Annotated in this window: 17 protein-coding genes; 10 read left to right on the forward strand and 7 right to left on the reverse strand. The window is 63.3% G+C overall.

Going from position 1 to position 13557, the window contains the following annotated elements:
• Positions 1 to 24: 24 nt before the first annotated feature.
• The 4 genes from accB to RO009_14980 all read right to left on the reverse strand — a co-directional run bounded on the left by accB (position 25) and on the right by RO009_14980 (position 3357).
• Positions 25 to 507, reverse strand: a complete 483-nt coding sequence (accB, locus tag RO009_14965) for an acetyl-CoA carboxylase biotin carboxyl carrier protein (GenBank protein MDT3686334.1) — start codon at positions 505 to 507, stop codon at positions 25 to 27.
• A gap of 16 nt (positions 508 to 523) precedes the next feature.
• Positions 524 to 976, reverse strand: a complete 453-nt coding sequence (aroQ, locus tag RO009_14970; GenBank protein ID MDT3686335.1) for a type II 3-dehydroquinate dehydratase — start codon at positions 974 to 976, stop codon at positions 524 to 526.
• Between the two features lie 174 nt (positions 977 to 1150).
• Positions 1151 to 1918, reverse strand: coding sequence for a DsbA family protein (locus tag RO009_14975; GenBank protein ID MDT3686336.1), 768 nt, complete (start codon positions 1916 to 1918; stop codon positions 1151 to 1153).
• A gap of 23 nt (positions 1919 to 1941) precedes the next feature.
• Positions 1942 to 3357, reverse strand: coding sequence for a M48 family metalloprotease (locus tag RO009_14980; GenBank protein MDT3686337.1), 1416 nt, complete (start codon positions 3355 to 3357; stop codon positions 1942 to 1944).
• Between the two features lie 158 nt (positions 3358 to 3515).
• On the opposite strand from RO009_14980, the gene RO009_14985 reads away from it, so the two are divergent.
• The 3 genes from RO009_14985 to RO009_14995 are packed head-to-tail and all read left to right on the forward strand — an operon-like array spanning position 3516 to position 6658.
• Positions 3516 to 4688: an aminotransferase class I/II-fold pyridoxal phosphate-dependent enzyme gene (locus RO009_14985; GenBank protein MDT3686338.1), complete on the forward strand. Its 1173-nt coding sequence runs from the start codon at positions 3516 to 3518 to the stop codon at positions 4686 to 4688.
• Positions 4685 to 5482: an LssY C-terminal domain-containing protein gene (locus RO009_14990; GenBank protein MDT3686339.1), complete on the forward strand. Its 798-nt coding sequence runs from the start codon at positions 4685 to 4687 to the stop codon at positions 5480 to 5482. The genes RO009_14985 and RO009_14990 overlap by 4 nt, the downstream gene beginning before the upstream one ends.
• A 60-nt stretch (positions 5483 to 5542) precedes the next feature.
• Positions 5543 to 6658: a trypsin-like peptidase domain-containing protein gene (locus RO009_14995; GenBank protein ID MDT3686340.1), complete on the forward strand. Its 1116-nt coding sequence runs from the start codon at positions 5543 to 5545 to the stop codon at positions 6656 to 6658.
• A gap of 27 nt (positions 6659 to 6685) precedes the next feature.
• On the opposite strand, the gene RO009_15000 is transcribed toward RO009_14995, so the two are convergent.
• Entirely contained in the window at positions 6686 to 7690 is a 1005-nt protein-coding gene (locus RO009_15000; GenBank protein MDT3686341.1) for a hypothetical protein, read from the reverse strand.
• Positions 7691 to 7823: 133 nt separating this feature from the next.
• Between RO009_15000 and RO009_15005 the strand changes: the two genes are divergently transcribed.
• The 5 genes from RO009_15005 (at position 7824) to RO009_15025 (ending at position 11618) form a co-directional block, all read left to right on the forward strand.
• Entirely contained in the window at positions 7824 to 8345 is a 522-nt protein-coding gene (locus RO009_15005) for a DedA family protein (GenBank protein MDT3686342.1), read from the forward strand.
• 91 nt (positions 8346 to 8436) lie between these two features.
• Positions 8437 to 9594 carry a hypothetical protein gene (locus tag RO009_15010; GenBank protein ID MDT3686343.1) on the forward strand — a complete coding sequence of 386 codons (1158 nt, stop codon included), beginning with the start codon at positions 8437 to 8439 and terminating at the stop codon, positions 9592 to 9594.
• A gap of 81 nt (positions 9595 to 9675) precedes the next feature.
• Positions 9676 to 10704: a trypsin-like peptidase domain-containing protein gene (locus RO009_15015; GenBank protein ID MDT3686344.1), complete on the forward strand. Its 1029-nt coding sequence runs from the start codon at positions 9676 to 9678 to the stop codon at positions 10702 to 10704.
• 21 nt (positions 10705 to 10725) lie between these two features.
• Positions 10726 to 10941 (forward strand): DUF2945 domain-containing protein, encoded by a 216-nt coding sequence (locus RO009_15020; GenBank protein ID MDT3686345.1) that lies wholly within the window; start codon positions 10726 to 10728, stop codon positions 10939 to 10941.
• A gap of 140 nt (positions 10942 to 11081) precedes the next feature.
• Positions 11082 to 11618 (forward strand): DUF488 domain-containing protein, encoded by a 537-nt coding sequence (locus RO009_15025; protein MDT3686346.1) that lies wholly within the window; start codon positions 11082 to 11084, stop codon positions 11616 to 11618.
• A 125-nt stretch (positions 11619 to 11743) separates the two neighbouring features.
• Here the strand turns inward: RO009_15025 and RO009_15030 are convergent, their stop codons facing one another.
• Complete coding sequence (locus RO009_15030) at positions 11744 to 11944, reverse strand: cold-shock protein (protein ID MDT3686347.1); 201 nt, start codon at positions 11942 to 11944, stop codon at positions 11744 to 11746.
• 293 nt (positions 11945 to 12237) lie between these two features.
• Here RO009_15030 and RO009_15035 point away from each other — a divergent pair, with 293 nt between their 5' ends.
• Positions 12238 to 12393 carry a hypothetical protein gene (locus RO009_15035; GenBank protein MDT3686348.1) on the forward strand — a complete coding sequence of 52 codons (156 nt, stop codon included), beginning with the start codon at positions 12238 to 12240 and terminating at the stop codon, positions 12391 to 12393.
• A gap of 115 nt (positions 12394 to 12508) precedes the next feature.
• The gene (locus RO009_15040) at positions 12509 to 12640 is read left to right on the forward strand and encodes a hypothetical protein (GenBank protein MDT3686349.1); all 132 of its coding nucleotides are present in this window, start codon (positions 12509 to 12511) and stop codon (positions 12638 to 12640) included.
• Positions 12641 to 12687: 47 nt separating this feature from the next.
• Here RO009_15040 and RO009_15045 read toward each other — a convergent pair whose 3' ends face one another.
• Positions 12688 to 13521, reverse strand: coding sequence for a CmcJ/NvfI family oxidoreductase (locus RO009_15045; protein ID MDT3686350.1), 834 nt, complete (start codon positions 13519 to 13521; stop codon positions 12688 to 12690).
• Between the last annotated feature and the right edge of the window lie 36 nt (positions 13522 to 13557).

Here is a 13557-nt window from a genome sequence, read left to right on the forward strand (position 1 = left end):
CAAAAGTTCGCGAGCGACGAAGCATCACTCAATAATCACCAGCGGCTCGCCGAATTCGACCGGCTGACCATCCTCGACCAGGATCTGCGTGACGGTGCCGGCGCGCGGCGCCGGAATCTGGTTCATGGTCTTCATCGCTTCGACGATCAGCAGCGTGTCGCCGGCTTTCACCACGGTGCCGACGTCGACGAAGGGCTTGGCGCCGGGCGAGGGCGCGAGATAAGCGGTGCCGACCATCGGTGAGGGCACGGCGCCCGGATGCTTTGCCAGGTCATTGGTCGCCGTCACGACATGCGCGGGTGCCGCCGCCACGGGCGCCGCGACCACCGGCGCCGCCGCAACCATGCGTCCGCCGCCGCGGCCGACACGAATGCGCGTTCCATCCTGCTCGATCTCGATCTCCGACAAGTTGGTCTCGTCGAGCAGCTTGGCCAGATCTCGGATCGCATCCTGGTCGATCGCGAGCCTGCTCTTCGGTTTGTCGTCTTTCTGCGGACCGCGTGCCACGTCCTTCAACCCCACATTATTTTTTCGATTGTTCGATGATCGTCGCAAGACCATTGATCGCGAGCGCGTAACCGTTGACACCGAAGCCCGTCAATACCGCCTTTGCGACCTTCGAGATCAGCGAATGCTGGCGAAATTCCTCGCGGGCGTAGATGTTGGTGATGTGAATCTCGATCACCGGCAGATTGGACGCGATCAGCGCATCAAGGATGGCGACCGACGTCGTGGTGTAGCCGGCCGGATTGATGATGATGCCCGCGGCCTGCTTCGCCATCGCTTCCTGGACGGCATTGACGATTTCGCCCTCGAGATTGGATTGCCGGAACTCGACGGCGAGGCCATGCGCCTTGGCAGCCTCCCGGCAGAGTGCTTCCACATCCGCCAGGGTCGTGCGGCCATAGATGTCGGGCTCACGGGTACCGAGCAGATTCAGGTTGGGCCCGTTGAGGACGTAGATCGTCTTGGCCATTAGGCTTGGAGCGTCGGACTGGCGAAAACCGGGATTGGGGCGGGGCGCCGCCGTCCCGCGGGGCCCGTTATAGGGGGCTCCCCGCGTCAGGGGAAGCCTGAACGCGGAAGCCCTGCCGGCGGTCTGGCCAGCTGAAAAACATAGTTAAAACGCGGTCCGGCGGGGTTTCCGGGCCTAACAGGTGGCCTTGCCGCAGCGGGCGGTGTTGATCTTTTCCTTGAGGCTCGCAAGGCCCACGGCGCCGATCACCACGTCGTCGTTGATGACATAGCTCGGGGTGCCGTTCAGCCCCAGCGTCTCGGCGAGCTTGAAGCTTTCCTCGAGCGCCGCGCGCACCTCGGGACTGTTCATATCCTTCTCCAGCCGCGCCATGTCGGCGCCAGCCTCCTTCGCCGCGGCGAGGGCCCGCGTCTTGTCGGCCTGGCCGCGGCTGCCGAGCAGCTTCTGATGGAAGTCGAGATATTTCTTGCCACTCTTGTCCTGCAGGGAGAGCGCGGCGGCGACCTGCGCGGCCTGCACTGAACCTTCGCCGAGTACCGGGAATTCCTTCAGCACGATCTTCAGATTCGGATCGGTCTTCAAAAGATCCATCATGTCGGCCATGGCGCGTTTGCAATAGCCGCAATTGTAGTCGAAGAACTCGACCATGGTGACATCGCCCTTCGGATTGCCGAGCGTGACCTGGCGCGGCGAATTGAAGATCGCTTCCTTGTTGGCCGCGATAGCGCCCTTGGCCTTTTCGGTTTCCGCGATGGCCTGGCGCTTCTCCAGTTCCTGCATGACGTCCTGCAGCACTTCGGGATTCTTCAGCAGGTAGTTCTTGATGATGGCTTCGATTTCGGCGCGTTGCGCCGGGTTGAAGTTCTGCGCCTGAGCCGCGTGCAGCGACATGATGAGGGCGCCGGACATCACGGCCCCGGCAATAAGGCGAAGAGGGAAAATCATGACATCATCCTTTTGGAGCGTCAGCGGCGACGCATCTGCGCTGACTCGGGAAGTTTGGTCGATACAATGTCGTCGGCTTTCACCCATCCTGGCGTACCGACCGGAAAACGGGTCTTGGCGCGCGCGGCAAGTTCGCGCGCGGTCTTGATGTCGCCGCGATAGAAGGCGGCCTGGGCGGACGCGAGATCGGCCTGCGCCAGGTCGCCCTTGCGGCCATAGGCCATGGCGAGCTGCTGGTAGCCGGCAGGCGCTTCCGGCTCCCGCGCCAGCGCGTTGCGAAGCATGTTGACGGCTTCGTCGGCGTTGGCCGGATTGTTGGTGCCGACCAGCGCCTGCCCGAGCATGATCTGGATCAGCGGCGCATTCGGAACCATCTGCACGGCACGGCGCAGCGGGGCGACGGCCTCCGCGGCGCGGCCCGACTCCATCAGGGCCTGACCCTTGAGTTCATGGAAATAGGGATTGCTCGGGTGCTGCGCGATCAGCGCGTCGATATGCTGCACCGCCGTCTGCAGATTGCCGTGCTTGTAGGTGGAGATGGCGCGCGCATAGCGGGCGGGCAGCGAGCTGTCGTTCTGTGGATAGCGCCGCATCACCGTCGCCGGCGGCTCCATGAACCCGGAAATCTTCGCCCGCATCATGTCGTGACGCAATTGCAGTTCGGCCGGATCCTTCTTGTCCCAGAACTTGCTGTCCTTGGCGATCTGGGTGAGGGCGGCGACGCGTTCGGCCGGCATCGGATGCGACTGCGCATAGGGGTCGGCATGGCGCGCAGTGAACATCATCTGGTCGGCCATGCGCTTGAAGGTATCGTACATGCCCTTGGCTGATTGGCCGGTGGCGTTGAGGAATTTCACCGCCGCGCGGTCGGCCTGCTCTTCCTGGCTGCGCTGATAGGAGAGAACGGTGCGCAGCGCTGCATGTTGCGATCCGGCGATTGCCGCCGCGCCCGCCTGACCGGCACCGCTGCCGCCGCCGCCCGCGACGATGGCGCCGATGCCCAGCAGCATGCCGATGATCGCCATCGTCTGCGCATTGGCAAGTTCGTCACGCAGGCGCGACAAGTGCCCGCCGGCAATGTGTCCGGTTTCATGTGCCAGCACGCCGATAATCTGATTCGGCGTTTCCGATTCCATCAATGCGCCGGTGTTCACAAAGATGCGCTTGCCGTCCATGACGAAGGCATTGAAGGCGCGGTTGTTGATGATGACGACCTTGATGTTCTGGTTGCTGAGACCGGCCGTGCGCAGGATCGGCTGCGTATAGTCGCGCAGGAGCTGCTCGATCTCGGTATCGCGGATGACCGGCATGTTGCCCTGCGCCGCGGCCGGTTGCGGCAAGCTCGTGGCGGCGAGCGCGGCGGCGGTGAAAACCGAGACGGCGCGGGACGCTGGCCTAAGGCGGCGCGTCCTGATAGGGAAATCCACGGCTGTCATGTCGCTGAATAGGACCTTTCGGGGCAACCTAGAGAGGCGTCCAGATGACGTCAAATCACGGCTAGGGTCATGTCCTGGTTAGGCGACAAGAGCCGCGCGAATACGGCAACAGCGGGGCGAAAGGCGCGGTCCCGGCGCGTCAAAACGAACCAAATCAGATGCTGGATCGAGCCAAATCCTTGTTGATACCCGCCGCACGCAGTGACGTGCCGCCTTTCATGGTGATGGATGTCATCGCCGCGGCGACGCGGCTTGAGGCTCAGGGCCACCACATTATTCACATGGAGGTCGGTCAGCCGGCTGCGGCGGCGCCACGTACGGCGATCGAGGCCGCGCGGCGCGGGCTCGACGGGCCGCTGCGCTACACCGAGGCGCTCGGATTCGGTTCGCTGCGGGCGCGGATCGCGCGGCATTATGGCGAGAGTTACGGCGTGACGGTCGATCCGGGGCGGGTGATCGTTACAACCGGCTCATCCGCCGGATTCATTCTCGCCTTCCTGGCGATGTTCCAGCCGGGCGACCGCGTCGGCATCGCCAATCCCGGTTATCCGCCGTACCGGCACATTCTCACCGCGCTCGGCTGCGAGCCGGTGCTGATCGAAACTGACGCATCTACGCGCTGGGCGATCACACCGGAGACGCTACTCGCCGCGCATCGGAAGTCGCCGCTGGCCGGTGTGCTGGTTGCAAGCCCGGCCAATCCGACCGGCACCATGATGACAGCCGAGGCATTGGAGGAATTGATCCGCGCCGCGGAAGACGCCGGCATCCGCTTCATTTCAGATGAGATCTATCACGGACTCGATTACGCGTTTCCGGCGGCGACCGCGCTCGCAATTTCGGATTCGACTCTCGTCATCAATTCCTTCTCCAAATATTTCTGCATGACCGGCTGGCGGATTGGCTGGATCGTGGCGCCGGAGCCGCTGGTCCGTCCGATCGAACGCCTGCAGGGCAATCTTGCGATCTCGGCGCCGACGCTGGCGCAGATCGCGGCAGAAGCGGCCTTCGAGGGGCGCGAGGAGATGGAAGCTGTGAAACACGGCTACGAAGAGAACCGCCGCATCCTGATCGAAGGTCTGCCGAAAATCGGCGTCGACAAGTTCCTGCCGGTCGATGGCGCCTTCTATCTCTATGCCGATGTCTCGCGCTTTTCGGACAACTCGTTCGATTTCGCGCGCCGCATGCTGGATGAAGCGCATGTTGCCGCAACGCCCGGCGTCGATTTTGATCCGGTCAACGGACATCATTTCATCCGCTTCTGCTATGCCGGCTCGCAGGCCGATATTCATGACGCGGTGGCGCGGATCGGGACGTGGCTGCATACCTGAGACCGGCGTTCCGCCGGATCATCGTCACCGCGCTCTTCATCGCCGCGGTCTACGGTCTGCTTGCCTATGTCGTTCTCCCCGCGGCTTGGACGCATTACGAACATCAGCGGGGTCTAGCCGGACGCCCGATGGTGACGCAGACCGCGCAGGGCATTCCGGGCGATGCGCTCAATGTCGGATTGGTGGGCACGCGTGAGGATGTCATCCGCGCCATGCATGCGGCAGGCTGGTATCCGGCCGATCCGATTACGTTGAAGACGAGCATCGCGATCATCGGCAGCGTGTTGCTCGATCGTGCCTACAAGACTGCGCCGGTCAGCCCGCTTTATTACGACAAGCGCAAGGAAGATCTTGCGTTCGAGAAGCCGGACGGCAAGAGCGCCGACCGACGGCATCACGTGCGGTTCTGGCAGGTGCTGGAGAAGGGCGAGGAGGGGCGGCCGGTCTGGCTCGGCGCGGTGACGTTCGATCGCAGCGTGGGTCTCAGTCGCTACACGGGGCAGGTGACGCATCACATCGCACCGGACATCGACGATGAGCGCGACGGTCTGATCGCCGATCTGGTCAAGGCCGGCATGGTGACCGCGATCTATCAGGTCACCGGTGTCGGGCCGACGCTGAACGGCCGCAATGGCGAAGGCGATTTCTATTACACCGACGGAGAGATCAAGATCGCGCGACTGGTCGTGGACGGACAAAAGGTGGAGACGCCGCCGGTCACGCTGGATTCGCCTGCGCTGGTGCAATGGAAGGACGCGCTCTGGCGCGGCGTCAACAGCGCGGTCTCGCCCTGACGGGGCACGCAACCATCTCCGTCTCCGCGCGTTGAATCTTGCCTGACACAGGAAATTCCCATGCAAATTGGATTGGGTCGGCTCGTCCTGCTGGTTGCGGCGATCGCTGCAGCCATTTTTGTCTTCCAGCCGCAGATCCGTCAGGCATTGTATTCCGACACAACGCCGCGAGCGGTGGAGGCGCGCGGCAACCTTTCGGAAGCCGAACAATCCACCATCGCATTGTTCGAACGCGTCTCGCCCTCGGTGGTGCAGGTCGTCGTGGCGCAGGGCAGCGGCTTGCTGCTTGATCGCGATAGCCTGCCGGAGGATTCGATGCCGGGCCACCTCGGCACCGGCACCGGCTTCATCTGGGACGACGCCGGACATGTGGTGACGAACGCGCATGTCGCCGGCAATGCGAAGCGGGTGGCCATCCGGCTGACCTCGGGCGAAATCCTGCAGGCGGACGTGGTCGGAATCGCGCCGAACTACGATCTGGCGGTGGTGCGGATCAACACGCGCGGAAAACTGCCGCCCCCGGTTGCCATCGGCAGTTCCGGCGATCTGAAGGTCGGGCAACATGCCTTCGCCATCGGCAACCCCTTCGGGCTGGACCAGTCGCTCACCACCGGCGTCATCAGCGCGTTGAAGCGGCGCATGCCGACCTCCGCCGGCCGCGAGATATCCAACGTCATCCAGACTGACGCCGCCATCAATCCCGGAAATTCCGGCGGACCGCTGCTGGATTCGGCAGGCCGGGTGATCGGGGTCAACACCGCCATTATTTCGCCCTCCGGCACCAGCGCTGGCATCGGATTTGCGATCCCGATCGACGTCGTCAACCGGATCGTGCCGGAACTGATCCGCAACGGCCGCGTGCCGACACCGGGCATAGGCATCGTGACCGCGAGCGAGGAAATCTCCGCGCGCACCGGGGTGGAGGGAGTCATCATCGTTCGCACCGCGCCGGGCTCTCCGGCGCAGGAGGCGGGGCTGCGCGGCGTCGATATGCGCACTGGCCAACTCGGCGACGTCATCGTCGCTGTCGACGGCAAGCCGGTGCGCCGCCTGTTTGATCTCACCGACCTGCTTGAACAGAAAGGTGTCGGCGGAGAAGTCGAACTGACGCTGCTGCGCGAGGGCTCGCGCCGCACGGTCTCGGTCAAGATCGTCGATATCAGCCGCAGCAGCTAGGTTGCCCATCGGGCGGCGCGATAGCTGTCACTCGCGCAATGCAACGTCATGATGGTCGAGCCCCTGTTCGGGGATCGACCATTGCCTGCGCAAATCCGTCAGCGTCGTTTCGACATGCCGCCAGAAATCCCAGTCCGGAGCGAAGGTGTCGACGGTGCAGGTCTTGCCGGCCGCCCAGGCGTGCCAGAATTGATCCGGATCGAACGCGCCCTGCGCCGATTTCGCCACCGGATTGATCTGGATGTCGAGATGCCATGAGAAGATGACCGGCAGGATGTGCCCGGCCATCGGCTGATGCGGGTGCATGCCCGCCGTGAACGTCGATACCAGCAATTCGCCTCGCGCAGTGGTGTTGTAGCCGCTCAGCACGTGCGCGGAATCATGCGGCACCCCGAAGGCGAAATTCAGTCCGTTGGGCGCGCCCGGGAAGTCGTAGCCGTTGCTGCGATAATGCTCATAGAAGGCATGGCCGAAGGTTCCCGGCGTGAGCTGCGCCAGTTGCTCGAAGCGCGCGACCAGGCTCGGCTCCGGCTTGTCCTTGTAGGGGACGAGCCAGGCCGTTTCGTCGGCATCCGCACCCCAGTCCTTGCCGGTGATGCTTTCCAGATTGGAGCGCACCATGTGGGCGAGGGCCTCTTGCACATGGCCCTGTGCGGCTTCAGCGATGTCGTCGATATACCCTTCACGCAGGCTGAACGCGTTCGCGTAGTCAACAACCTTGGCGATTTTCGCCTTGTCCAGCCTGCCGTCGACGAAGGCCATAATGGTCACGAATTTCAATGCGTTCTCGCGCAGGGTGGGGTCGGGGATCACCGTTGCGAGCGCCGGAGGGGTGACCGCAATCAGGTTTGCGACATCGGGCGGCTGCTCCTGCCCAAACAGATAGAGCGACGCGCCGGCAAGGGTGCGCTTATCGGCCTCGCTCAGCGCGCCACCGGTTTCCGCCACCGCGCGCATCGCGCCGAGAATGGCGGCAATCTGCGCCGGTGTTGCGCCGGCGATGAAGGGATTGACATCGGAGCGGTCGGGCATGCCGGAAACATCCTTCAGAGATCGTCGCGACGCCAGACTTGCTAAACAATCATATCACGTTCCCCGAGGCGTTGGAATTTACGGGCTGCTTTGTGATTGCGGGCGGGCGGGGAGTCACCCATGATCGCCCCGCATGCATTACCTTCACGAAAGCTATTCCTGGCTGGTCCCGCATATCGCCGCCTATGGCGCGATTGCGATCTTCGTTATCATCTATTTCGAATCCTTCGGCGCTCCCCTGCCGGGTGAGACCGGGGTGATCGCGGCAGCGTTGCTCGCCTCCCAGGGCGAATTGTCCGTCGTCGCGGTTTATGTCGCCGTGTTGTGCGCCGCCATCCTCGGTGATTCCACCGGCTTTCTGGTCGGCCATTTCGGTGGCCGCCGCCTGCTGCAGACATTCGGCCCTTACATCAAGCTCACGCCTGACCGTCTCGATATGCTGGAAAAAAAATTCCGCAAGGGCGGTCTCTGGTTTGTTGCGGTGGCGCGCTTTCTGCCGCTCTGCCGCCAGCTCAACGGAGTCATTGCGGGATCGATGGCGATGCCCTGGCATCTGTTTCTCGCCGCCAATGCGACGGGCGCCTTCGCCTGGACCACGATCTACGTGCTGGGCCCGTATTTCTTCGGCCATCTGTTTCACCATGCGGCGCGCTAGCCCGCATGCGTCACACCACATCGGGCGCGCTTGCCTTTGCGGAACGCCGGTCTAAACAGGGCGGCAATACGTGCGACTGCGGGAGAAAACGATGAGCGATGCAAGCGCGCCGGTGCTGTTGTCATCGAGCGGCGATCACATCCAGCGCGGCAAGGCGCCGTCCGATACGCTGTTGATTGGCACGGCCGACGGCGTGTTCATTCTCAAGCATGACGAAAAGGGCGACTGGACGCTGGCCCATCGTGCACTGCAGGGCGTGCCGCTGGCGGCTCTCACGCGCCTGCAGAACGGCGCGCTGATTGCGGGCTCGCACGGCGTGGGCGTCGCGCGCAGCGATGATGGCGGTGTCACCTGGCAATGGAAGAACAAGGGCCTCACGCAATTTGATATCTGGTCAGTGCGCGCCGGCCCGCTCAACGGCCGCGAGCTTCTCTATGCCGGTGCCATGCCGGCGCATCTCTTTGTCAGCGAGGATGCCGGCGAGAGCTGGCGCGATTTGCCGGCGTTGCGCGAGGTGCCGGGGCGCGAGCACTGGTTCTTTCCGCCGGCGCCGCATCTCGGGCACGTGAAGGACATCGTGGTTGACGGCAATAGGCTGTACGTCGGCATCGAGGTCGGCGCGCTCCTGGTGTCGGAGGACGAGGGCAGGAGCTTCACTGCGCTGCCGGTTGATCCCGATCCGCGCGAGGTTGACCTGCATCGCGTGCTGATCCACCCGAAAAAGCCCGACCGTATCCTGATCTCCAACGGGCTCGCGGGCACCATGGTCAGCGAAGACCGCGGCCAGACTTGGCAGCGCGGATTGAATCCGCCCGGCATCGATTATCCTGACCCGCTGGTGATGCATCCGGACGATCCGGAACTTCTTTTCATGGCCGGCGCGGTCGGCTGGCCGCCGCACTGGTACAAGATCGGCCGCGCCCGCAGCAAGATCGCGCGCAGCCGCGATGGCGGGCATACGTGGGAGCGTTTGCTGGGCGGATTGCCGGACGGCCAGCGCGCCATCTTCGGCGGGCTGACGCTGGAGGCCTGGGACGGCGGCTTTGCTCTCTATGCCGCCGACAGCGACGGTCAGGTCTTTGAAAGCCGCGACGGCGGCGACCATTGGCAGATGATTGCCGAGGTTGGGCCGGTGTCGAAGGGCGATTTCTACAAGGCGCTGGCGAAGGGCCGCCCGCCGATCGCCAATCTCGACGGCATGACCTTCGGCGACAAGGCGAAGGCTCGCATCGCAGCGGCGAAAGTGTAGGGATGACGCGCAGGGCAGCCCTGGCTTCTTTTTATAGCGCGCACACCTACATAAATTCTCCGAACAACCGGAGTGCGCCTGATGCTGGATGTCTCCGCAGCATCCCTGACCGATTTCGAAGAGCAGGATAGTCCGCGAACCGCGCCGCCTGAGGACGGCGACGCGGCGATTCTCGATGCCTATTCGAATGCCGTGATTTCCGTCGCCGACAAGGTCGGCCCAGCCGTCGTGCGCGTGGAAACCCGCCGCGCCGACGCCAAGGGCAATGGGCGGGGCGGCGTCGGTTCCGGCGTCATCATCTCACCCGATGGCCTGGTGCTGACCAACAGCCACGTCGTCGACGGCGGTCGCGAGGTGCTGCTCACCGATTCCGAAGGCCGCGAGATGGAAGGGCGCGTCCTTGGCAATGACCGCGACACCGATCTGGCCCTGTTGCGCGCCAATGCCGGCGACAATCTGCCGTTCGCTCTGCTTGGCAATTCGAAGAAGCTCAGGCGCGGCCAGCTTGTGGTCGCGATCGGCAATCCGCTCGGCTTTGAATCGACGGTCACGGCGGGCGTGATCTCCGCGCTCGGCCGTACTTTGCGCGCGCAGAGCGGGCGGCTGATCGAGGACGTGATCCAGACCGATGCCGCGCTCAATCCTGGCAATTCCGGAGGTCCGCTGGTCTCCTCGCATGGCGAGGTTGTCGGCATCAACACCGCCATCATTCTCGGCGCGCAGGGCATCTGTTTTGCCGTGGCGAGCAACACCGCGGAATTCGTACTCAGCGAACTGATCCGGCATGGCAGGGTGCGGCGCGGCTTCATCGGCGTCGCCGGCCAGACCGCGGCGATCCCGCGGGCGCAGGCACGGGCGGCGGAGATCGAGAACAGGTCGGGCGCGATGATCGCGGGTCTTGAGGCTGGCGCTCCGGCTAATGTCGCGGGCTTGCAGACGCTCGACGTGATCGTGTGCGTCGATGGCGCGCCGGTGACCGGTGTCGATGATCTGATCCGCCTGCTGAATACCGATCGCATCGGCCGCGATGTCACCTTCGATGTCCTGCGGCGTGGGCGGCTACGCACGTTCAACGTGAGGCCGGAGGAGCGTAAAGTCGTCAAATCCTGACACCGTGCGAGGTTGTGAGCCATGACGAGCGCATTCAAGGTCGGAGACCATGTGACATGGAATTCCGAAGCCGGGCGCGTCAGCGGCAGGATCGTCAGGGTGCACAGGAAAGACGTGATCTGGAAAGGCTACACGCATCATGCGAGCCGTGACGAGCCACAATATGAAATCCAGAGCGACAGGACCGACCACGTCGCGTTGCACAAGGGATCGGCGCTGAAACGCAAGCGGTCGTGACTCCTTCATCGTCATGCCCCCGCAAGCGGGGCATCCAGTAAACTATTGAAGAGAGTGTGTTACGGGATCGCCCGCTTCGGCGGGCGATGACAACGCGTTTAGAATAATTTTTCCAAGCCATCCCGCTCTAACGTAGGACCATGGCACATCCGTTCTTCACCATCGGCCATTCCACGCGCTCCATCGCCGACTTTGTGGGGCTGCTGCAGGGCGCGGAGGTGCGCCTGGTTGTGGATGTGCGAACGGTTCCCCGGTCGCGCACCAATCCGCAATTTAACCGCGACGTGCTGCCGGACACGCTCGCCGCATTCCAGATCGGATATGAGCATGTCGCCGCGCTCGGCGGCCTGCGCGGGCACAAGCACGATGTGCCGCCGGAGACGAATGCCTTCTGGACCAACCGGAGCTTTCACAATTATGCCGACTACGCCATGACCGAGGCCTTCCGCGCCGGTCTTGCCAGGCTGCGCGTGCTCGGGCGGGAACGGCGCTGCGCCATCATGTGCGCTGAGGCGGTGTGGTGGCGCTGCCATCGCCGCATCATCGCCGATTATCTGATCCAGGCCGGCGAGACGGTGCTGCACATCCTCTCGGCCGACCGCATCGTGCCCGCGACCCTGACGCCGGGTGCCCGACCCGAAGCGGACGGGACGCTGGTCTATCCCGCCGCGGCCTGAAGGCTCCTCCCGGCAGGCGTGGTTTCTCAGCGTCGTCCTGGAATCAGAAAGCCGTCACGCGCTCAGTCGTGACGGCTTTCCGTGTTGCCGGCAGATCAGCTTGGAGGAAAACCTGCCGGCTGATCTCAGACCTTGAGGTTTTCCGCAGATTCTTTGCCGCGATTTGCGACAATCTCGTACTCGACCGTCTGTCCCTCATTGAGAGTGCTCAGACCCGCGCGTTCGACCGCAGAAATATGGACGAACACATCCTTCCCGCCACCCTGCGGTTGGATAAAGCCATAGCCTTTGGTCGGGTTGAACCACTTCACAGTACCTTTAGCCACTCGATTTCTCCGCTTCGATGAACATTCCTTTATAGCACGATGGCCAAGACATCGCGAGGACCAATATCTAGGCAATTGAAATATAATGTCGTGCGAGACAGCGGACGAACGATCCCAATACCGCCGCAATTGTCCCTTCGCCCGGCGACCGAGTATCATTGCTATATAGTCGGTATCGACCGTCGGAATCCGCCGAAAACGAGCTTTTCCTTCAGCGTGGACACCTGGACCCGGTGAGGGGGCGGTGCGGAACGTTATCTCTTTGGGGCTTCCTCCACTGAAGGAATGCGCTGATGACCAAGGACCTCATCGTGCGCGCGCCGCCGCCATCCGATCATCTGCATCCGCTGGTCCATGTCGCGATCGTGGGCCTTGTGCTCGTGTTCACCGGGTCCGCTTTTGTCGCTTTTCCGACAATGGCGACGCCGGTTATCTGCTCGCGGTGGTGACGGATTTCTTTACCGTCGCGGTGGCGATTCCCTATTTGCTGTGGCGTATCTGGCTGAAACTCACTGGCGCGGAGCCAGGTGCGGAAGAATCGCTGCATGACTGGGCGGTCGCCGAATGCCACACGTGGCAAGCCGGCTCAAGGGCCGTGACGCAGCGAGCCAGACATTGCTCCCGATCGCGGCGGCGGCCTTCGGCATGACGGCCATCGGTGCGGTGCTGCTGCTGGTCGCGCATCACATCGTCTAAGGCACGATGCGATCAGCTGAACGGTTGCGGCGAAGGGCAGCAGCCGCTCAGAAGAAGGCGAGGGTACGGATTTCGATGCTCTCGCGCGGCCGCGCATGCGGCGGCGCCGTCGGATCGTCGAAGGCGGTGTGTGCGCTCCAGCGTGCGCGGCCGTCTTTCAGGGAATCATAGACCTTGAACACAATCGCCTCATCGCGCCGCATCAGCGGGAACCAGTACCATTGATGCGCCGGATTGTAGGTGACGGCGTAGGTCTGACCAATCCGGTTCGGATAGCGGCGCTCGGAGATAACAAGGTCGTCGGGCGAGATCGTGCGGGCGTCGCACAAAGCCAGCGGGAAACTTTCGACCGGATGCCGAATCGGCCGCCACACCTGGATGATGGCAAAGCGGCGCGACAGAAGATCGTCGGCTTCATCGGGGAGGATATCGCGCACCCGCTGCGGTCCCGACCATTCAGTGTAATCGTTGTGCACGCGCGGCACGACCTCGCGAATTTTTCGCGCTTCGCGTTCGGCGTGATCCGCGGTGCGCAAGGTATGGTCGAACACAACAACGCGCCTGGCGCCGCTCTCGGCTTTGATCAGCGCCTCCATCTCAGGGTAATAGACCTGCCGCACTTCGTCTTCGCTGAAGAAATCCGCGACCTTGGTGGCGTGATCGACGAAACGGAATCCCTCGCGGTCCAGTGTGAACCCCTTCGCGTAGGGCCGTCCGTTCCGGATCAGCACGCGGCGGGAGTCCCTGGTGCCGCCGGAACGCGCGTCAGTCGAGCCCGGACCGCCGGTCTCGGTGAAGATTTTCTCGCCATTGTCGACAATGTAATTGAGTGTCGCTTCGAGGTCTTCGGCTTGTGTTTCCTGTCGCGCAAGCTGGGCCACGGGATTGCTCCTCTGCTTGAATGCGGGAGCTGTATC

The sequence above is a fragment of the Pseudorhodoplanes sp. genome (assembly GCA_032027085.1).
Taxonomy (GTDB): domain Bacteria; phylum Pseudomonadota; class Alphaproteobacteria; order Rhizobiales; family Xanthobacteraceae; genus Pseudorhodoplanes.

What these genes read in the sequence shown, in the direction of transcription:
- RO009_14980 (MDT3686337.1), bottom strand. Translation starts at nt 3,357, where the DNA reads ATGACAGCCGTGGATTTCCCTATCAGGACGCGCCGCCTTAGGCCAGCG.
- RO009_15000 (MDT3686341.1), bottom strand. Translation starts at nt 7,690, where the DNA reads ATGCCCGACCGCTCCGATGTCAATCCCTTCATCGCCGGCGCAACACCG.
- RO009_15040 (MDT3686349.1), top strand. Translation starts at nt 12,509, where the DNA reads ATGCCACACGTGGCAAGCCGGCTCAAGGGCCGTGACGCAGCGAGCCAG.
- RO009_14985 (MDT3686338.1), top strand. Translation starts at nt 3,516, where the DNA reads ATGCTGGATCGAGCCAAATCCTTGTTGATACCCGCCGCACGCAGTGAC.
- RO009_15010 (MDT3686343.1), top strand. Translation starts at nt 8,437, where the DNA reads ATGAGCGATGCAAGCGCGCCGGTGCTGTTGTCATCGAGCGGCGATCAC.
- RO009_15025 (MDT3686346.1), top strand. Translation starts at nt 11,082, where the DNA reads ATGGCACATCCGTTCTTCACCATCGGCCATTCCACGCGCTCCATCGCC.
- aroQ (MDT3686335.1), bottom strand. Translation starts at nt 976, where the DNA reads ATGGCCAAGACGATCTACGTCCTCAACGGGCCCAACCTGAATCTGCTC.
- RO009_15015 (MDT3686344.1), top strand. Translation starts at nt 9,676, where the DNA reads ATGCTGGATGTCTCCGCAGCATCCCTGACCGATTTCGAAGAGCAGGAT.
- RO009_15035 (MDT3686348.1), top strand. Translation starts at nt 12,238, where the DNA reads ATGACCAAGGACCTCATCGTGCGCGCGCCGCCGCCATCCGATCATCTG.
- RO009_15020 (MDT3686345.1), top strand. Translation starts at nt 10,726, where the DNA reads ATGACGAGCGCATTCAAGGTCGGAGACCATGTGACATGGAATTCCGAA.
- RO009_15005 (MDT3686342.1), top strand. Translation starts at nt 7,824, where the DNA reads ATGCATTACCTTCACGAAAGCTATTCCTGGCTGGTCCCGCATATCGCC.
- RO009_14995 (MDT3686340.1), top strand. Translation starts at nt 5,543, where the DNA reads ATGCAAATTGGATTGGGTCGGCTCGTCCTGCTGGTTGCGGCGATCGCT.